Consider the following 18962-nt stretch of genomic DNA (forward strand, 5'->3'; position numbering starts at 1 on the left):
GGCGGATACAGCGCATAGAAGGAGGAAAGCAGTTCGCCACAGCACCCAGACTATTCGCTCCTGTTTTAAAGCCGTCATGGGGAAACATTCAATTCAGACATTGCTGCCGGTCTGAGCAGGCCTGTGGGCCGCACGAAGAGTTTGCAAACCCATGCTGCCCAGGTCGGAGCCGGCCATCTTGGCGGGGACTTCGGGAAGCGAACGTGTGCCTGCTTGCGCGAGCTTTTTGCCAAGAAGTTTTACCACGCGCTCCACGGCCTGACCGTAACGACGGCGATCCAGCAGACTGCTTACCTGGTTTAAAATATGCCGCGCATCGGCATCCCTGACATGTGCCTCCAGAGCATAGCCGAGCGTCAAAGCGGCATTTTGGTGCAGACAGTCAATGACCAGTGCAACTCCAAAGTCGTTCCGTTTGGATATCTGATGCGTGTGAAAAGCCCCATGGTTTACCAACCAGAAGCCCAGATCCCGCGAGGTCAACGCGAGAGGAACGGCCCCCAGGAAAACCACAAAAAAACACTGTGGAAACATTCGTTCAAATGCATCAAAAATGACCTCGAGATGGCGTTGCTCTTTCAGGCTGAGGCAGTTATGGTTGTCTGTGATCCTTTCCAGGCGCACCCATTCAGAACCCAGCAATCCACGAACTGTCGCCACACTGAATTCACAATATCCGCATTTGCCAGTACCGGAAGCCAAAGCCGCTGAGCAATGAGGGCATATCATATTTTCAATAATAACTAAAATATCAACCTCTAGCAACATTAAATCTGTGCCAAGCAAGAAATGACAGAGATTGGGTGTTTACGAAAAAAGTGTTTACACCCTCTCTGCATTGTGGTTCAAATCTCTACATCACTTGGTCTGGAAAATGCATTGGTTTTCTCCGACCCCCCACCCCTTCAGCATCGCCCATCATGAGACACAAATATTTATTCACTCTGGTAGCACTTGCTTCCCTGACCATCCAAGCCCAGGCCAAATGGAGCAAACTGCCTGCTGTGGATGAAAAACCAGTGAGCATTGCGACTGTTTTTTCCGGCACGTCCATCCACGAATCCAAAGGCTTCAATCCTGCTAACGCCCTGCTGATGGGAGATCCGGTGAAACCGGTGAATCTCGCTTCAGGTAAAAGTGAAGCCATTTTGAAGTTTGCCAAGCAGTCGATCATCAAGAGCGTGTCTTTTGTGAATGACGGCATTGAGGGCAAGGTGGCCCTTTCCACCAGCACGGACGGCAGCGCGTGGAGTCCTGTTGATAACAAAGTGTTCTCCCCGTCCGACCGGCTCATTCAACTCAATGGCGGTGCCTCCCAGGGCCGTTTTCTGCGGATGCAGTTTGATCTGGTCCGCGGCGGTGTGATCCGCAGCTTCCAGGCCATTGGCTCCAGCACGGATGCCAACTACACTGTCACCCAGAACGCCGATGGCACCGGCGCACCAGTCAACTTTGCTGCGGGCATGGGCGGAGGCCGTCTGCTCTACATCAGCCCTGAGCTTTATGGATCCCGGAATGATGCCGTGAAAAGCAACAAACTGGAGTTCCCTGAGTCGGATGAAAAATACCGCACGGCGGTTTACGATCTGGGCCAGGTGCGCACGCTTAACGAATTCGGTTCCATTCATTCGCCCCGTCCAGTCCGCTTCTCCGTGTATGCGTTTGATAACCTTCCTGAAAAGGAAGACTGGCGCGGACGGCTGGCCTTTGACCCCACCGTGTTTGATTCCTCAGAGCCAGTGGCCAAAGCAGAAGACACCACCGGCTCAGGCTTTCTCAAAGCCAAGCCAGGCAAGACTGTCAAGTCCCGTTACATCGCCCTGCGTTGGGAGCCTGACTTCAACCCCCCTGCCTTCAATGCTTATTCTGTCTCCATCACCGGTGCAGCCAGTGTCACCTATTCCGGCAACGGCGTGACTGTGACCACCGAAACCGATGCCGAGGGCAACTCTGTGAGCACGGTATCTGTAAATGGTCAGACCAATCTGGTCATTACGGTGGACGCCAACGGTAACGTGACGGTGACGGGTAGCGATGCAGGCCCAGGCGCTGACGGACCTTCCGTAGATGTCAACGGCACAGAAACCGGTCAAAGCGGCGAAGCTGCCACCATCAATGGGGTGACCATTGGCGCACCCAGTGCCAGCGGCGCGGGTCTAGCGGGACCAGAGCAACAACCTGCACCAACGCCGCCACCTGACGATACCGGAAGTCCGGAATAAGCCGCTTAAAGATCAGTGTTTTCCAGATGCGAGGCCAAACGGCCTCGCATTTTTTTTGTTTCAAATGCATGCAGTCACTCTTCTCAAACCACGCCGCCCACCTTGCAGCCGCTTGCAGTGATACTGAACTGCACAAAGACTGATTATCTATGCTCTTGGCAAATGTCTGAGACGTTCTTTACTCAGACCTACCATGAGTGCTTCCGTTTACGACTCCCCTGTGTTTCATATGGCCTGTCATCAGTTTGATCTGGTGGCGGATTTCCTCGATATTCCAGACAGCCTTCGCGACCGTCTCAAGATGCCACGGCGGGCGCTCACAGTCTCCATCCCTGTGCGGCGGGATGACGGCAGCACGACGGTCTTCACGGGGTATCGGGTGCAGCATCATTTGTCTCTGGGCCCCACCAAGGGCGGCATCCGGTTTCACCCTGACGTCACCATGGGTGAGGTGGCTGCCCTGGCCATGTGGATGAGCTGGAAATGTGCGCTGACCGGCCTCCCATATGGCGGAGCCAAGGGCGGGGTCTGCTGCGATCCCAGCCAGCTTTCAATCGGAGAGCTGGAGCGCCTGACCCGGCGCTATACCCAGGAGCTGATTCCCTTCATCGGCCCTCAACTGGATGTCCCTGCGCCGGACATGGGCACGAACGAGCAGGTCATGGCCTGGATGATGGACACATACTCTCTCCAGATTGGCCACTGCGTCCCCGGAGTCGTCACGGGCAAGCCGGTGGGCTTGGGCGGCTCCCTTGGCCGGCGCGAATCCACCGGCCGCGGGGTCGCCTATCTCGTCTCACGGGCCATGGATACGCTGGGCATCCGCGCAGAAGGGGCCACAGCGGTGATCCAAGGGTTTGGCAATGTCGGCTCCGTCGCCGCCATGTCTCTGGCCAAACAAGGCGTCAAAATTATCGCCGTCAGTGATGCGTACGGAGGCATTCACAATGCCGCCGGCTTGGAACTGAATGCCCTGAACGATTACGTCAGCCAGACCAAAAGTGTCGTGGGCTTTCCAGAGTCGGAACCCATCAGCAATGCAGAATTGCTCCTCCTCCCCTGTGACATCCTCATCCCGGCAGCCATGGAGCGGCAGATTGACGCCACCAACGCTGCCAAAATCCAGTGCCGCATTCTGGCGGAGGGTGCCAACGGACCCGTCACCCCGGATGCGGATTTAATCCTCCAACAACGCCCGGAGATCTTCATCATTCCGGACATCCTCTGCAACAGCGGCGGCGTCATTGTCTCCTACTTCGAATGGGTGCAGGATCTGCAGAGCTTCTTCTGGGGTGAAGGCGAGGTATTGGACAAACTGTTCCGAATCCTTGAGCAGGCCTTTAACCAGACGCTGCAAGTGCACCGCAAACAGAAGGTTTCCATGCGCTTTGCCGCACTCAGCCTGGGCATCAAAAGGGTGTGGGAAGCCAAGCAGACTCGCGGCCTTTATCCCTAAAAGAAACCGGGCCTGCCAGCGGCTGAAAAGGCTGCTGGCAGGTTATGAAAACGATTTGCGCAGGTGGCTGGGCAGGATGCCCAGAGCCTCGCGGTATTTCGCGACCGTGCGGCGCGCCACTTTGATGCCCTGCTTGTCCAGCAGCTTGGCCAGCTTGTCATCGCTGAGGGGCTTGGCCTTGGTTTCGGTCTTGATTAGGTCAGCAATGGCATTTTTGACACTGGTGTTGCTGAGGTCTTCACCGGAATCTGTTTTGACCCCGTGGCTGAAGAAAAACTTCAGCTCGTACACGCCATGCGGCGTGGCCATGTATTTGCCTGAGATGGCACGGCTCACCGTGGTCTCGTGCACGCCCACTTCATCGGCCACTTGCGCCATGTTCAGCGGCCGCAGGAAGCTCGTTCCCTTTTCCAGGAATTCCTGCTGATGCGCCAGGATCTGAATGGCGATCTTGTGGATGGTCTGCTGACGCTGATGGATGGAACGGATCAGGAATTTGCCGCTGCGGATCTTGTCCCGGATGTAGTTGCGCACCTCCCCGCTGCTGCTGGCCTGGCCCAGGAGGTCCTTGTAGGCATTGCTCAGGCGCAGGTTGGGAAGGTCGTCATTGTTCATCACCGGCACCCACTCCCCACCCAGCCTTTCCACGATGATGTCAGGGCTGACATAATTGTTGCTGCTCGGGTTAAAGCGCGATGCAGGCCGGGGATCCAGGGTGCTGATGAAATCGGCCGCACGGGAAACCTGTTCCAGCGGCACCCCCAGCTTGCGGGCCAGGATCGGGTAGCGTTTGTTGGCCAGGTCTTCCAGATACTGGTCCACCAGGCGATGGGCCAGGCTGTGTTTTTTACCCAGCCGCTCAAGCTGCACCAGCAGGCACTCGCGCAGGTCATCTGATCCCACCCCGACAGGGTCAAAAGACATCAGGACGGCTTTGGCGGCATGCAAGTCATCAATGGGGATGCTTTGATGAAGGCTCATGTCCTCCACAGAAGCATTCAGGAAACCCCGGTCATCCAGGCTGCCGATGAGAAATTCCACATTTCTGACCAGCAACGGGTCATTGATCTCCGCCGTGCGCAACTGCGTCACCAAGTGCTCCTGCAGGGTCGTCGGAGCCACAATGGAATCCATCAGGAACTGCCAGCGCTCCTGGTCTTCCGCACTGCGGTTGGTCGTCTGCATGCGGCTCTGAGCCCAGTACTCCCGCCATTCTTCATCCATCTGGGAAATGACATCGAGCTCATCGCGGTCACCTCCGTCCCGGTCATCCGGATCATCGGGCACGGCATCATCCAGAGACACATCCGGAGATTCAAGCTCCAGCACAGGATTGATTTCAATCTCCTGCTGGATGATCTGCCTCAGCTCAAGAGTGGGGGCCTGCAGGATCTGCAAGCTCTGCTGCATCTGGGGGCCGATGGCAAGCTTTTGAGTCTGGGTCTGGTATAGTCCTTGGTCTGCCATTGGTGGTTGGCCACACCCCTTTCATTGGTGTCACAGACAAGCAAGCAATAAGCGGGCCAAAATCGCATTTTGGTGATAAAATCGGACGAAAGTAAAAGCTGGCATGGGACTTTATTTAGGCTCTGGGCGCTTTTTACCAAGTCACTGTCATCGTTTCACACCACCGCCCGGGAATACTGCACCGGTGACAGCACCTTCGCAATCCAGGATGACAACCCCGACCTCACCCGCCGCCCCCAGCCGGTGCTGGAGCAATAGCCGGGCCACGTGGGTACTGCCCCATTCCACCTCGCGCTCAAAGTAACGCCCCAATGGCGTTTCCTGAGAGACTAGCGCCAGACACTCCACCGATTCATCAGCACTGGCATGCAAGCGGAATCCAAGCTGGCCGGAGCGGCTGTCCGCAGGCAAATCCAGCGCATGGCTGCGCCGCAACACCACGTGAAACCACGAGGGCTGTTCAGACTTCTGATCAAGAAAACCGGCCAGACGCCGCTCATGTGTCTCGCCAAAAAGCGGCCAGTCCAGCAGGAAGCCGCCGCCTTCCTGGGGCACCAGACGCAGGAGCGCACCGGCATCCGGATTGGCATCTGTCAGCACCAGGAAGAGCGGCACCTCTTCCTGTCCAGGCAGCGTGCGGGGCATCTCTGCAGCCAGTTTAAGCAATTTGAGCTTCGGCTTTTTGCGCTCAAAAAAACCTTCCACCTCCACCTGGTACTCATCTGCTTGCGATATCACCGCCGACCTTTCTGCCGCTGTTTCCGCTTTAAACAGTGATTGCAAAAGTGCTTCCGCTTCTTCATTGGCACGGACCAAATCCAGACCGGCAGAAGCAGCAGGCTGCATCCGCAGATCTCCCTCGGAGGGCACTCCCGCCCTGCGGATCTCAGGTTCCATGACTTCGGGTTGAGGCACCGCAGAGACCGGTTCAGAGACTGCTTCATCTTTCGTTTCCATTGCGACCTGCGGCAAAGGCGCGGGCGCGGGGGCGGGCTCTAGCGGAATGACGGAATCGTTTTCACCGGGGAGTTTCCCGACGTCCGTGTGGGGTGCTTCAAATTCCACCGCCAGGGGTCCTTTCAGATGCCCCCACAGCACCCAGCCGCCAAAGCCCAGAACCAGGAGCAGAAAGATGCCCAGGGGGACATTGCGTTCCTCGCGCTGCGGCCGCCAGGATGGGGCAGGATGATATTCTACCTCCCAGGACCCGATGCCGCCTGCGGAGTCATGCCGTGGGGCGAACTGCATGCTGGGCACATAGGCAGGCGGAGTGGGTGAATACGGCACAGCCTGACTTCCGGCCTCTGCCGCAGACGGCAAATGCGACGGAACGATGCCGAAGGGCGACTGGCCGGAAGGCATCATCGGCTGCCAGGTGGCCGGGGCCGCCGGTGCAGGCGGAAACAAGGACGGGGGGTGTGGGCTGTAGAGCGGTGCCTGCTCAGGAGCCGGCGGCCAGACAGGCAAAGACTGCGGAAGAGCGGAGGGCGGTGAGGCGGAGAATGATGGAGCCGCAGGCTCCGTAGGCGGACGGCTCGGCTGGACCCGCCTTTGAATCGGCAGGCTGGTCACCGGATGCAGGAAGGGCCCGGATGCCGCAGGGTAAGATTCCCTCGGAGCACTGCGGGCGCAATGCGGGCATGTCACCATTGCCCCCTGCTGCTGGGGCAGCGAAAGGAACGGACGCGAACACGCAGGGCAGCGCAGGCTGACAACACCATTGACCATGGAAACGGACTATCGCCTCATTTACGCATCCCGCCAGTCCTCGGTTTTGTCTTCATCACAAAAGGGTAAGTGCGCCCGCCCGGATTCGAACCGAGAACCAAGGGATTATGAGTCCCCTGCTCTAACCGTTGAGCTACAAGCGCCTTTTCCTGGCTCTCATGAGGGTTTAAGCCATGGCTCCATCCGGTGCAAATTGCTTTTTCAGGACGCTGTTGCAATGGCCGTGACGAAGAGGTGCAGCGCAATCAGATTCCTCAGCTTGGATCTGTAGCAAGCTTGTCCGCCATCCAGAGGGCAAAGAGGTGGGCGTCCCAGATCATGGTGGGCCAGCCGTGTTTTTTGCCGGGGCGGATGAGGAGTTCGACGGTCTTGCCCATCTCCGTGGCGCGCTTTTGGAAACGCTGGGACTGCTCGAGAGGGACCAAGATATCGGCATCGCCATGAACGATGAAGACGGGTGGCAGCCGGGCTGTGACGTGGAAGATGGGTGAGACGCCCTGGCCAATGACTTTCCATTTTTCCAGATCGGCGGCATCGGGGCCGAAGGAGTTGCGGTAGCTTTTGGGCGGGCCGCCATCGTGCAGGTTCTGGGTGGAGGGGCCGAGGTTGAGCAGATCCGTGACGGGATAGAAAACAGTGGCTGCCTGGACGGAGCTGTCTTCACGGTCAATAGGGTCAGGCGAAGCGGGATCGCCGGGGCCGCCACGGGTGGCGAGCATGAGGCTCAAATGGCCGCCGGAGCTGCCGCCGATGACGCCGAGGCGCTTGGGATCAATGCAGTAATCCTTGGCATGATGGCGGACAAAACGGGTGGCGCGGTTCACGTCGTCCACGATCTCCATGATCGTGGCTTGCGGCTGGGAAAGATGAGATACGGCGATGACGGTCAGCCCCTGGCGCAGGAATGAGGCCGCCATCCAGGGCTGGAACTTATCAGGGGCCGACTTCCATGAGCCGCTGACCATCATGAGCACCCCTGCCCCGTTCGGTTTTTCCGGACGGATGACGTTGAGAGTCAGGTCTGTGCCATGCCTCTGAGCATAGACGATGCCGCGTGTCTCCGTGTAAGCCGGGGTAAAATACCACCAGGCCAGACCGACCACAAGGACCAGTAATAACACCCCCAGCAGGACGCACCTGATGGCAGCACGAATGTACCGGCGGGAGCGGCTCATGAACACAAATCAGCAACCGCGCGTGTCGCGTAGCTAAGTGACAAAGAAACAAGCCAGGGCCGTTACGGCTTGCGAGAGGTTGGCGCGGGCTTCGGCTTTTCCTTCTTCGGCTTCTTGACTTCCTTTTTGTGAGCGTTGTTGCCTTTGGCCATATGCGTAAAGTGTTGTTAAACCGACGTCCATAGATAAGGCAACGCGCGGCAGCCTGCAAGGGACGGTAAAGAGAAATTTAACGGTCACCCTCTTTTACTTTAGAGGCACCTTGACCGCCTTCTTCGGCTGCCGCCACACCTGGGCATAATGATGCGCCAGCCGGAGCTTTTGGGCGACTTTCACCGGGATGACAAAAGGATACAGTTCCGACTCTCCAATGCTGTTGGAAACCTCATTCAGCACGCTGGAAAGGCAGATCCAGCGCTGAAGCCAGGCCAGAAAGGCATCATTGGCCACAGGGTCATGTTTGAGAATGGTGGGTAGAAAGCCAGCCTCCACTGGCAGGATCACCAGCGGCAGGGCCATGTGCTGCACCTGGATGCCCAGGCTTTCACAGGTCTCCAGGCCATCGGTGATTTGCAGATAATGCGCCCACGTCTCTGCCCAGTCTTCCCAGGGATGGGAGGCGGCATAACCGGTGATGTAATCGGTCTCCCAGCCCGCCGGTGGCCCCTGCTGATAATGGTTTCCCAGGGCGATGGCATAATCCTGCCATTCGTCGCCAAAACGCTCGCGAAAGGCCATCCGCAGCGGGTCTTCCCAAGTGAGGTCTGAAAGGAAACGCTGCCAGAGATAATGGGCGCTTTCATGGCGAAAGTGCCCCAACAAGGTGCGGCTGTTTTCGCCCAGCTGCTGGCGGTTGATCTGGCGGTAGGTATCGTCCGCTTCTTCCAGATTTACCGTGATGACGCCATTGAGATGGCCCGTGGTGACGGTGGGATTCGACAGCGTGCTGACGATGTCAAAGGAAAGTCCCGTCTTGGGGTTCATCGCCTTGGATTGCAGCGTGATGCCGAGTTGCAACAGGGTATAAATGAGCCGCCTTTTGGCCATCTCCGTGCGTCCCCAGAGCATCAGATTACGCCCCCATTTGAGATCAGGAATGGTGCGGTTCATCCGGCAAGCCAGGCACAGCTTTTCCGGGCTGCCCGCAGAGAGCAGCCAGTTGCATACAGCGTGCTCGGAACCGTTTTCACAGCGCTTCATCCCGCCGCCCGGCTCCAGTCGCAGCATTTTGCCCGCCTCCGGATCATAGCCCACGTCGCGATCGCACTTCAGGCAGTGGGTACTGCCGAAGAAGAGGATGTTGCCGCAGTCGCAGGTAAATCGTTGCATGAGAAAAAGGTGTCAACGCCATGAATGACAGCGGCATATGACCCTTAGCCCCATTTGACGCGTTTGTCACCCAATGCTTGGAACCTGCCTTCAATATCAAGCGATCACTTCCTGGATGACTTTGCCGTAGCTGATGGGGACGGGGCGGTTGGCGACGTCATGGACTTCGGTGTCGTGGCGGATGCCTAACAAATGATACATCGTGGCCGCCAGGTCGTCGGGCTTCACGGGTTTTTCAGCAGGGTATTCGCCGTTTTTATCCGAGGCACCGTGGACGAAACCGCGCTTCACGCCGCCACCGGCGAGGAGGGCGGTGTAGCACTGGGGCCAGTGATCGCGGCTGATGTTTTTATTGATCTTCGGCGTGCGTCCGAATTCCCCCACCCAGACAACGAGAGTTTCATCCAGCAGGCCACGATCATCCATGTCATTGAGGAAGGTGGGCAGGGTCTGCTCCGTCATGGGCATGTGGTAGGCATCAATGATGGGGAACATGCGGGTGTCATTGAACCCGTGCGTATCCCATCCGCCGGCCGTCGTGCTCTGGCCGCCGATGCTGGGAGCGAAGTTGACGGTGACAAATTTCACCCCGGCTTCCACCAAGCGGCGGGCCATGAGACAGCTTTGACCATAGGCAGTGCGGCCATAGGCATCGCGGACCTTGTCCGGCTCCTGGGAGAGATCGAAGGCGGCGCGCAGCTTTTCACTATGCAGCATGGAGAGGGCCTTTTCATAATAGCCCTCAATGCCCTGCGCTTCGGCAGAGTGATCCATGAGCCGGGTCTGGGCATCCACCAGCTTTTGCAGCTCGCGCCGGGCAGTCAGGCGCTCATAGCTGATGCCAGGCGGGAGGCTCAGCTCCGGCAGGGCAAAGTCGGGTGCGCTGGGATCGCGCAGGACGAAGAAAGGATCATGCTGTTTTCCCAAAAAGCTGGCGCGCTGGCCGGGGGTGAAAGAGCCATCGCTGACCGTCCAGGGGAAGCTGGCGGCGGTGGGGATCTCTCCCCGGCCCGGAGCCAGGCGATCCACCACGGAAGCATAGGAAGGGAAAAGGTCCGGCGAATCCTTCAGGCGCTGGTCATCGCTCGGCGGGGCATGGCCGCTGAGCGCGTAATAACCGGCGCTGTTGTGATTCTTCATCGTGTGATGCATGGACCGGATCAAAGTGACCTTGTCCATGATCTTGGCCGTCTTCGGCAGGCGGTCGGAAACGTAGATACCATCGGCACTGGATTTGATGGGCTTGTGAAACCCCCGGATACCCTCGGGCGCGTCCGGCTTCATGTCAAAAGTCTCCAGGTGGCTGGGACCGCCCCACTGGAACAAGAAGACCACCGACTTGGCCTTGGCGATCATCTTCTCCGTCACGCCCACCTCACTGGCGCGGAGGATGCGCGGCATCGTCAGCCCCAGCATGCCCAGACCACCCGCCGACAGCAAACGGCGGCGCGACCAGGGCGCAGGAGAGCAGGAACCGATGAGATCAGAAGGCATGGCGAAGATACGGGGAGAGAGGGCGCTTTGTTGCGTGGGCGGCGAGGCAAAAACATCGCTAATTTAGCCGCCCCTCAATGCCCCCGCTGGGCGGCAATGATGATCTCTTTGGCGGCGCCTTCGAGCATGTCGGTCCAGAGTTTTTCGCGGCTGGCGAGTTTGTCCGGCGACCAGCGGTTGCCGATGCTGGTGGCATCCAGCAGGACGATGATTTCGGCCTCGCGCTGATGGGTGATGAGGGACTGGTGGAGGTCCTGAACGAGGCGGCGCTGCACTTCCTGCTCAGGCGTGGTGGCCAGATTAAAAATGATCACCACCTTGGAGCTGGTGGGCTTCCAGGCGGCGACAAAATCATCTTCATCCCCTAACGGGATGTGAATCATCTCGGGCTCGATCATGGCACCGAAACGCTCGCGCACGCCACGTGCCCAGACATCCCGATGCATGGGGGTGGCATCGGTGGCGTGAATGAGGATGGTGATGACCTCCTGCCCGCCTTCCACGGCGCGCAGGGTGCGCTTCAGATAGGTGCGCCAGCCGAGCTTGCGCAGTCTTCTACGCAGAACCATCCGGGCGCGTAAGAGGGTAAGCCCTGCCAGTCCGCAGCGGGGAACGATGATGAAGAGAAACAGCGTGCCCGCATAGAGATGGATCCAAGGCAGCGCGGGTGCAGGCGCGGCGGTCTGGCCCTGGGTGCGGTGCATCTGAGGCAGATCCGCCAGGGGCAGATCCAGATTCAGGACTTTGGCCGCCGGACCAAACAAAGCACCGAAAAACTTCTGCGCGCCAGCTTCAGAGAGCAGCGTGCTTTCCCACACAGCCCGGTATTCCTGCGACCAGCCACGGGCATACAGGCCCGTGATGCTGCCCAGGGCCAGCAAGGCCGCTCCAATGTGCATCCAGGCTCGAAGGCGGCGCTGCAGGCGCTCCATGGCCGGCGGCCCGGCCAGCATGGCAAAACGCTGGTCCACCGTCAGCCCGGTCAAGGTTTCCCCGTCCGAAGGACGCTCTGTGGTGATGGGGGAAACACGCTGCGCCAGCCACTCCAGCATGCTGCTGCCCCGGCTGGCCTGGGGCGCTGGCCATAGCTCCCAGGTGAGGGACAGTACCATCACCACGGCATTCCAGAGCAGCACACCCACCAGCGGCAGTGCCAGCAGATTGAATTCCGATTCCTGCCCAAGACCGGAGAGGCCATATCCGGCCGCCAGGGCTGCTGTCCAGCCGATCAAGGCCCATGACCAGCGCCCCTGCACGGTATGCAGGCGGTCCATGATGCGCACCAAGGAACCGCTCCAGCCGATGACCTCCCTCTCCAGCCACTGGGAGCGTTTATGCAGAAACGACGCCTCCCGGTCCGTGAGCGGATCTCCCTTCACATCATCTGCCGTCAAGCCCCCGCGCGTGCGGCCTGTGGCCTCGCGACGCCGGTCCTCAGAGAGGATGGCACCATCAGCATCACCCTCTTCAAGGGCGCGCCAGCGCAGGATGCTCTGCCAGTCATTCCAGTCCATGCGCGTTCAGTTCAGCCATGCTTCAGCCTTACGTCCTTGATGCCGGAGTTCTTCAGCTTCTCCTGCAGCCTTTTCAAGATGCGCGGGCGCTCCATGGCCAGCACATGGTGGACGGTCGGCTGCAAAACCCGCACCATCAAAACACCGCGCTGGATGGAATCCGGCCGCGAGCTTTGATATAAAAAATCACCCACAATCTCCCGCCAGGCAGCCAGCACTTCTTCCAGCTTCATGCGGTCGCCAATGCCGGCCTGGGCCACGATGGGACCAACGAGGTCCGCCACGGAAAGCGTGGGCACCTTCAGCGGAGGCCCGTCTTCCATCCTGCGCCACGCCGTGATGAGGGCGTGCCTGCGGCGCTGGGCAGCGGTGGGAAGGCGATTGGACATGCAGGACAAAGATTGCCGCGAGATGGCAGAATGCCAGAGAAATCACCACGATGGTGATTCGCGACCGCTGCTCATTTTAAATTCGACCCGGCGCGTGCAATTGGTTGCCCCAGATTTCCACCTTAAGGCACTTCAAAGACCTTTTGCGTGGTCGGATCCAGGGCCAGCGAACCGCTGCTAAGTCCCGTCACATCCAGTTCCTGATAGGGAGGATAAGGGCTGATGACACGCCCTTCTTTGCTCGCCCGCTTGCCTTTCAGGAAAGCGCCGTTGTTACCGGCAGTGCTGCCTGTGGAAGGCTTGCTGGAAGAGGAGGATGATGTGGAAGGTTTGGCAGCGTCCGTCTTTGGCTTTGCACCTGGGAGCGGATAAAATTCCGTCTGCTCTGCCGCTGCGGTTTCCTTTTTGCTGGGTGCAGGCGGGGGCATCTCTTCCACGACCGGGCTGGTTTTTTTCGTGATCGTTGGCGGGATGTATTTCTTCGGCGGAGACTGGGTGGTCTTAGGGGCCGGTGCAGGCGCTGGCTTCACCGAGGTCCGGGGTGGAGGCGTGCTGCCCATACGGCTGCCCGGCTGGGAAGCTGACGGGGGGACCGCCTGACGCTGGGGTGGAGGAGACTGATACTGGGGTACTCCAGGCTGGGCATAACCAGGCTGTGCGAATCCCTGTTGCTGAGGATAGCCTGGGGCCTGCTGGTAACGAGGATCGATAATGCCCGTGCGCGGCTGCTGGCCATAATGGCTCTCATAGGCAGGGGGCGCGGAGTCCAGGCTGCGCCCGGATCCCGGCATGGGATAGCCGTGGGGAGAATAACCGGGTGCCGGCTGCGAATCCCCATAAAACACGCGCCGGAACATGTCTCCAAACTTGCGCCCAAAGGTCGGCAGGAACTCCATGGGGCTGACGTATTCCGTCTCGTATTGGGGCTGAGCATAACCCTGCTGCGGATACGCCGGAGCCTGGGAGGGATACTGGGGCGCTGCGGGCTGGCTGTAGCCTGGAGGGGGTGGATAACTGTATTGCTGCCCCTGAGCGGAAACCGCCAGGCAGGACAGTGCCAGCACCCCTATGAGCGGGCCTGTTCCATGCGTTATGAGAAGGCGTGTTTTCATATCTTTAAGGTTTCTTAAATTTTATCCCGAATCAAGAGGTTTCTTTGGCCTGCGGACGCAGCCAAAACGTGGCCGCCACCTCAGCAGCGACCCTCTTCTTTTTCTCTGACGGAGGGGTGGTCTGAATTGTTCAGCACCATTAGTGCTATTTTCGCCTCAGCCGGGCCAACCAGGAACGCGCCATGAAACTGAGCAGGATCCAGATCTTGCGCAGGGGGTGCAGGCGGCAGCGTTTTTCAAAAACCGGATACCTCTCCTTGTGGAGCTTTTCCAGAATCTCAAAGTACACCTGGCCCATCATGCGCGCCGGCAGCAGGGCATCCCGGTCCTGCGCGGGAAGCAGGCTTGCGGCCTGATCATACATCTGACGCGCACGCTGGTATTCAAAGTCCATGAGCTGGATGAACCTTTGGTTATGCCGCCCCTCCAGGATCTCTTTTTCACTCACGCCAAAGCGTTTCAAATCCTCCACTGGCAGGTAGATCCGGCCTGTCTCCCGGGCGTCCTGGCCGACGTCGCGGATAATGTTGGTCAATTGCAGGGCGTAACCAAGCTGGATGGCGTATTCACGCGACTGGGGCTGGGTGGCACCGAATATCTCGGTGCTCACGAGACCGACGACGGAGGCGACTTTGTAACAATAGCCAAGCAACTCGTCATAGGTCTCATAGCGCATGTGAATGATATCACTGGCCACGCCATCAATGATCTCCACCAGCCATGCGCGGGGGAAGCCGTATTTGCGAGGCAGAGGCACCACCTCATCGAGGACCAGATGACCCGGGGCGAAACCCTCGCTCACACAACGCCGCCAGTGGGCCAGTTCCCGCTCCTTCTCCTCTTCACCCATTACGGTGCTGTCGGCGATGTCATCCACCACCCTGCAGAAGGCATAAAAGGAAATCATATCTTTCCGTCGCTCCTCCGGCAGACAGGCCAGTGCGAGGGCCAGATTGGACTTCGCCCGCTGGGCGATCTCGGCTGAAGTGAGGGCAGGGTCAGTCATGATGGCGCATCAATTCCCCGCCTCCTCTGGAGCGGCAGCTTTTAAACCATGACGAATAAGGGCGAGCACAAGAGCTAGAAATAGCCAACTGCGCACTGTGGCAAGCACCAATGCGATCAAGATGCGAATCAATCCCGGCCACAGGCCAGATTCCGGCAGCAAAGCGTACAGGCTGCGCATGGAAAAATGCACCAGCATCAGCAGCACAGTGGCCGTGATGGCAAAGCCAAGAAGTGGCAGGATCGTCCGGCCAAAAACATGCGCCAGAACTTCCACCATCGGACTCCAGCCCATGCGGAAACGGGCGATCACCACCGGCACCACCGCAAAGACCAGTGAGGCCTCCACGACCAGCCATGGCGAGAGGCCGTGTCCGGGCACAGCCAGGGTGCGCCAGGCCAGCAGCCACAGCAGATCCAGCGCCGCCAGCACCAGGATGCCTTGCCAGTGGGAGAGGCTCCGCTCCAGCGCCAGCCACAGGTCTTTTTCATCACTCGGCTCCACAGGTTCATCCCAGCCCATCACCATCCGGATCATAAAAACTTGCAGGCCCGCCATCATCCAGGCCTCCGCCAGCCAGCGCAGAAACAGGCGCAGCGTTTCCATCCATTCAGGCATCAGCTTGAGGCTGCTCATCACCTCCAGCGCCAGCCAGCACCAAGAAAGGAGAACCGTTAACACGAGTGCCCAAAACACACCGGGACGCTTGCGCCGTGAATGATAACGGTAAGGGAACTTCTTCACCCGCCAGAGCAGCAGCGGCAGCAGAAAGGGCACTGCCAGCGCTGCCGGCCAGGGAGGAAAGAATCCATGCGTCAGGGCAGCCACTTCCATGGCAGCCGCAGGCAGCATGGCAAGCATTCCCCGCCAGGCAGTCAGCGCTCCCACCATCCCTTCCATCGGGATCGCCCATGGAGCCAGGGAGCCTGACCTGAGTTGCAGCGCAGCCATCATCGGCACCAGCCATCCAAAGGATTGCAGCATGTCCCATGCATCTGAAAAACAGTCCCTCAGCGGATGCCATTTTAAATGCAGCATCAGTCCGGCACCCAGCGCTGCCAGGACCGCAAAGGTCTGGAGCCAGAGAGTGTGCGAGGGGTCTGTCATGCGAGGGTAGCGTATCCCTGCTGCAAAGTGGGCTTGCTGCCAAGAAGGGGTTTCAAGAAGCATGCCAGGAATCACTTTCACACAGCTTCCCACAGCCTATTCACAGCTTATTCACCAGTTGTGCAGAGATGGTTAAGGAGTGGGTATGATAATTTTTAACATGCCGCCGCCGGAAAGCAGGAAAGTTTAAAATTAAGCTCAAGATTTGCTTGTGGAGCGTGTCGTTTTCGACATACACAAGAGTAGATTTTAAAAACAAATGACGGCGCTGCATTCCCCCCCGAATCAGCGCCGCCTTTGTCCCTTCCCGAACTTTCCCGACCCGCATCAACCACCTATGGAGACCGACCATGAAGAACACCCCGCCCCCCCCTCCATATCCGGCCAAGAAAATGATGTGCCGTCACACCTGCATCTCCAGCCCACCGCCTGGGACCAGATCTGCACCATCCTGCTGAAGAAGCTTGGCCAGGACAACTTCCAGCGTTGCTTTTCAGGCACCACCGCGCGCATCGCTGACGGGCATCGTTTCATCGTCAATGTGCCGAACCCGATCCATCAGCTCTGGATCGAAAGCAACTTCGCCGGCACATTGGCAGATGCGGCAGCAGAGGTGCTTGGCACCGCTGCCACCATTGAATACAGCATCGCCAATGACACCCAGCCCGGCTTTCCGGTCGCGACCCAGCCACAGCTCAAGGCCGCGCGCGTCATCAGCACCCGGCAAGACGGTGACCGCCCTCTGGCCAGCCCGCATGTCACGGCCGAGGTCAGTTCCTCCCGCTCCTTTGCGGATGCCGGCCTGAATCTCAAATTCAACTTCGACAGCTTCGTCGTTGGTACCAATTGCAGCTACTCCGCCGCCGTCGCACGCGCTGTGTCTGAAAAGCCGGGCCGTATTTACAACCCGCTGTTCTTCTACGGGGCTACCGGTCTTGGCAAAACCCACCTCATGCAGGCTATCGGCCAGGAGGTGCTGATGCGCAAAAAGAAGGCCATCGTGCGTTATGTCACGTCAGAGCAGTTCACGAATGAGTTCGTCGAGGCCATCAAGAAACACAGCTTCACCCAGTTCCGTCAAAAATACCGTAAGGTGGACGTCCTGCTGATTGACGATGTACATTTCTTTGAAGGCAAGGACAGCACCCAGGAGGAGTTCTTCCACACCTTCAACGAGCTGTTCAACAACGCCAAGCAGATTGTCCTGGCCAGCGACCGACCGCCGAGTGAAATCAAGAATCTCGAAAGCCGTCTCGTCTCCCGTTTTGAATGGGGTCTCACCACCCAGATCCAGACGCCGGACTTCGAAACCCGCGTGGCCATCCTGCGCCGCAAGATGAGCGACTTCAATGTCTCGCTGGACCCGTGGATTCTTGAGTTCATCGCCCAGCGCGTCCGCACGAACGTGCGCCGCCTGGAAGGTGCTCTCATGCGGGTTGCGGCCCATGTCTCCCTGGAAGGCAGCATGCAGAATGAGTCCACCCTGGCCGCCTTCCTTCATGACGTCATTGATGAAGAGCCCACGAAGTCCATCACTGTGGACCGCGTGCAACGCGCCGTGGCCAACCAGTATGACCTCCGGGTCAGCGACCTCACCGGCCCGCGCCGCCCCAAGAACATTGCCGAGGCACGCCAGGTGGCCATGTACCTGACACGTCACATGATCAAGCTGCCGCTCATTCAGATCGGCGAAGAATTCGGTGGTCGCGACCACGGCACCGTCATTCATGCCTGCAAAGTCATCACCCAGCGAATGAGCGAAACCCATGACTTCCGCGCCATGGTGGACCGCCTGAGCGCCAAGCTGAAAGAGGCATAAACATTGGCCAGAAGATGGCGAAGTGAAGCGTATTGAGTCTCCTCCATGACTCGTGCTTTTCTCTTCGCCATTTTTGTGTCCACCGCGGGCGCTGCCGACCCGCTATGGGAATCCATCGTCCCCTCTTTCCAGCCGCCTTTAGAATACGCCGGCAAGATGGGAGAATACCCTTCCCCTTTGAAGTTTAAAGACGGTCGCGAGGTCAAAACACCCGCCGAATGGCAGCAGCGCCGCCGGGAGATCCGCCAGGAGTGGCATGCCATCATGGGGGAATGGCCTGCCATGGTGGAGAAGCCCAAGCTTGAGATCCTTGAAACCACAAAGCGCGAGAACTTCACCCAGCACCGCATCCGCCTGCAAATCGCCACCGAGCAGACCGGCGATGGTTATCTCCTCATCCCTGAGGGCAAGGGTCCATTCCCTGCTGTCTTTGTTCCCTTTTATGATCCCGAGACCAGTATCGGCCTGTCCGGCAAGCCCTTGCGAGACTTCGCCTATCAGCTCACCAAGCGCGGATTTGTCACCCTTTCCATCGGCTCCCCCGGTGGCGATGCCCGCCTGCCGGTGCTGACCGCCGGGGCCAAATGCCAGCCGCTGAGCTACCTAGGTTACGTCTCCGCCAATGCCTGGACCGCCCTCTCCCAACGCCCGGAAGTGGATGCCAAGCGCATCGGCATCATGGGCCATTCTTACGGAGGCAAGTGGGCCATGTTCGGTGCCTGCCTGTGGGACAAATATGCCTGCGGAGTCTGGTCAGATCCCGGCATCGTCTTTGATGAAACCCGCCAGAGCATCAACTACCAGGAGCCCTGGTATCTCGGCTACGATCCCGCCGTGACCCGGAAGAGGGGTCTCATCAGCGCGGACAGCCCACGCACGGGTGCTTATAAAACCCTCATCGAACGCGGACATGACCTTGTGGAATTTCAGGCCCTCATGGCCCCCCGTCCCTTCCTCGTCTCCGGCGGTGCCGAAGATCCCCCCAAGCGCTGGATGCCGCTGAACCACATCATCCAAGTGAATCATTTGTTAGGCCAAAAACACGGCGTCGCCATGACTAACAGGCCGGACCATTCCCCCACTCCCGAATCCAACCAGCACGTTTACCGCTTTTTGGAGTGGGCGCTGAGGCCCCGGTAAGCGC

At 58.9% G+C, this 18962-nt stretch carries 16 protein-coding genes and 1 tRNA gene; 4 read left to right on the plus strand and 13 right to left on the minus strand.

Going from position 1 to position 18962, the window contains the following annotated elements:
• Positions 1-93: 93 nt before the first annotated feature.
• Complete coding sequence (locus tag WJU23_RS08730; RefSeq protein WP_346332169.1) at positions 94-786, minus strand: hypothetical protein; 693 nt, start codon at positions 784-786, stop codon at positions 94-96.
• Positions 787-920: 134 nt separating this feature from the next.
• On the opposite strand from WJU23_RS08730, the gene WJU23_RS08735 reads away from it, so the two are divergent.
• On the plus strand, positions 921-2222 hold the full coding sequence (locus tag WJU23_RS08735; protein ID WP_346332170.1) for a hypothetical protein: 1302 nt from the start codon (positions 921-923) through the stop codon (positions 2220-2222).
• A gap of 193 nt (positions 2223-2415) precedes the next feature.
• Positions 2416-3678 (plus strand): Glu/Leu/Phe/Val dehydrogenase, encoded by a 1263-nt coding sequence (locus WJU23_RS08740; RefSeq protein ID WP_346332171.1) that lies wholly within the window; start codon positions 2416-2418, stop codon positions 3676-3678.
• 42 nt (positions 3679-3720) lie between these two features.
• Here the strand turns inward: WJU23_RS08740 and rpoN are convergent, their stop codons facing one another.
• The 12 genes from rpoN to WJU23_RS08800 form a co-directional block, all read right to left on the minus strand.
• Complete coding sequence (rpoN, locus tag WJU23_RS08745) at positions 3721-5145, minus strand: RNA polymerase factor sigma-54 (protein WP_346332172.1); 1425 nt, start codon at positions 5143-5145, stop codon at positions 3721-3723.
• A gap of 147 nt (positions 5146-5292) precedes the next feature.
• Positions 5293-6552, minus strand: coding sequence for a hypothetical protein (locus WJU23_RS08750; RefSeq protein ID WP_346332173.1), 1260 nt, complete (start codon positions 6550-6552; stop codon positions 5293-5295).
• Between the two features lie 34 nt (positions 6553-6586).
• Positions 6587-6787 carry a hypothetical protein gene (locus tag WJU23_RS08755; RefSeq protein ID WP_346332174.1) on the minus strand — a complete coding sequence of 67 codons (201 nt, stop codon included), beginning with the start codon at positions 6785-6787 and terminating at the stop codon, positions 6587-6589.
• Between the two features lie 156 nt (positions 6788-6943).
• A tRNA-Ile gene (locus WJU23_RS08760) sits at positions 6944-7016 on the minus strand.
• A 111-nt stretch (positions 7017-7127) separates the two neighbouring features.
• The gene (locus tag WJU23_RS08765) at positions 7128-8048 is read right to left on the minus strand and encodes an alpha/beta hydrolase (RefSeq protein WP_346332175.1); all 921 of its coding nucleotides are present in this window, start codon (positions 8046-8048) and stop codon (positions 7128-7130) included.
• 246 nt (positions 8049-8294) lie between these two features.
• A complete protein-coding gene (locus tag WJU23_RS08770; protein ID WP_346332176.1) occupies positions 8295-9377 on the minus strand; it encodes a putative zinc-binding metallopeptidase in 1083 nt (360 codons plus the stop codon).
• 96 nt (positions 9378-9473) lie between these two features.
• A complete protein-coding gene (locus tag WJU23_RS08775; protein WP_346332177.1) occupies positions 9474-10871 on the minus strand; it encodes a DUF1501 domain-containing protein in 1398 nt (465 codons plus the stop codon).
• Between the two features lie 74 nt (positions 10872-10945).
• A complete protein-coding gene (locus WJU23_RS08780; RefSeq protein WP_346332178.1) occupies positions 10946-12385 on the minus strand; it encodes a DUF2868 domain-containing protein in 1440 nt (479 codons plus the stop codon).
• Between the two features lie 11 nt (positions 12386-12396).
• Positions 12397-12774, minus strand: a complete 378-nt coding sequence (locus tag WJU23_RS08785) for a DUF721 domain-containing protein (RefSeq protein WP_346332179.1) — start codon at positions 12772-12774, stop codon at positions 12397-12399.
• Between the two features lie 122 nt (positions 12775-12896).
• Positions 12897-13886 carry a hypothetical protein gene (locus tag WJU23_RS08790; RefSeq protein ID WP_346332180.1) on the minus strand — a complete coding sequence of 330 codons (990 nt, stop codon included), beginning with the start codon at positions 13884-13886 and terminating at the stop codon, positions 12897-12899.
• Positions 13887-14031: 145 nt separating this feature from the next.
• Positions 14032-14892, minus strand: a complete 861-nt coding sequence (locus WJU23_RS08795) for a squalene/phytoene synthase family protein (protein ID WP_346332181.1) — start codon at positions 14890-14892, stop codon at positions 14032-14034.
• A gap of 9 nt (positions 14893-14901) precedes the next feature.
• Positions 14902-15999 (minus strand): hypothetical protein, encoded by a 1098-nt coding sequence (locus WJU23_RS08800; RefSeq protein ID WP_346332182.1) that lies wholly within the window; start codon positions 15997-15999, stop codon positions 14902-14904.
• Between the two features lie 397 nt (positions 16000-16396).
• Here WJU23_RS08800 and dnaA point away from each other — a divergent pair, with 397 nt between their 5' ends.
• Positions 16397-17818: a chromosomal replication initiator protein DnaA gene (gene dnaA / locus WJU23_RS08805; protein ID WP_346332183.1), complete on the plus strand. Its 1422-nt coding sequence runs from the start codon at positions 16397-16399 to the stop codon at positions 17816-17818.
• Between the two features lie 45 nt (positions 17819-17863).
• On the plus strand, positions 17864-18958 hold the full coding sequence (locus WJU23_RS08810) for a prolyl oligopeptidase family serine peptidase (RefSeq protein ID WP_346332184.1): 1095 nt from the start codon (positions 17864-17866) through the stop codon (positions 18956-18958).
• The last annotated feature ends 4 nt before the right edge of the window (positions 18959-18962 follow it).

Origin of the sequence: Prosthecobacter sp. SYSU 5D2 (assembly GCF_039655865.1) — a bacterium.
Classification (GTDB): domain Bacteria; phylum Verrucomicrobiota; class Verrucomicrobiia; order Verrucomicrobiales; family Verrucomicrobiaceae; genus Prosthecobacter.

Excerpts from the sequence above, each read along its gene's own strand:
- WJU23_RS08735 (WP_346332170.1), top strand. The coding sequence starts at position 921 with ATGAGACACAAATATTTATTCACTCTGGTAGCACTTGCTTCCCTGACC.
- WJU23_RS08740 (WP_346332171.1), top strand. The coding sequence starts at position 2,416 with ATGAGTGCTTCCGTTTACGACTCCCCTGTGTTTCATATGGCCTGTCAT.
- rpoN (WP_346332172.1), bottom strand. The coding sequence starts at position 5,145 with ATGGCAGACCAAGGACTATACCAGACCCAGACTCAAAAGCTTGCCATC.
- WJU23_RS08755 (WP_346332174.1), bottom strand. The coding sequence starts at position 6,787 with ATGCCCGCATTGCGCCCGCAGTGCTCCGAGGGAATCTTACCCTGCGGC.
- WJU23_RS08765 (WP_346332175.1), bottom strand. The coding sequence starts at position 8,048 with ATGAGCCGCTCCCGCCGGTACATTCGTGCTGCCATCAGGTGCGTCCTG.
- WJU23_RS08770 (WP_346332176.1), bottom strand. The coding sequence starts at position 9,377 with ATGCAACGATTTACCTGCGACTGCGGCAACATCCTCTTCTTCGGCAGT.
- WJU23_RS08775 (WP_346332177.1), bottom strand. The coding sequence starts at position 10,871 with ATGCCTTCTGATCTCATCGGTTCCTGCTCTCCTGCGCCCTGGTCGCGC.
- WJU23_RS08780 (WP_346332178.1), bottom strand. The coding sequence starts at position 12,385 with ATGGACTGGAATGACTGGCAGAGCATCCTGCGCTGGCGCGCCCTTGAA.
- WJU23_RS08785 (WP_346332179.1), bottom strand. The coding sequence starts at position 12,774 with ATGTCCAATCGCCTTCCCACCGCTGCCCAGCGCCGCAGGCACGCCCTC.
- WJU23_RS08790 (WP_346332180.1), bottom strand. The coding sequence starts at position 13,886 with ATGAAAACACGCCTTCTCATAACGCATGGAACAGGCCCGCTCATAGGG.
- WJU23_RS08795 (WP_346332181.1), bottom strand. The coding sequence starts at position 14,892 with ATGACTGACCCTGCCCTCACTTCAGCCGAGATCGCCCAGCGGGCGAAG.
- WJU23_RS08800 (WP_346332182.1), bottom strand. The coding sequence starts at position 15,999 with ATGACAGACCCCTCGCACACTCTCTGGCTCCAGACCTTTGCGGTCCTG.
- WJU23_RS08810 (WP_346332184.1), top strand. The coding sequence starts at position 17,864 with ATGACTCGTGCTTTTCTCTTCGCCATTTTTGTGTCCACCGCGGGCGCT.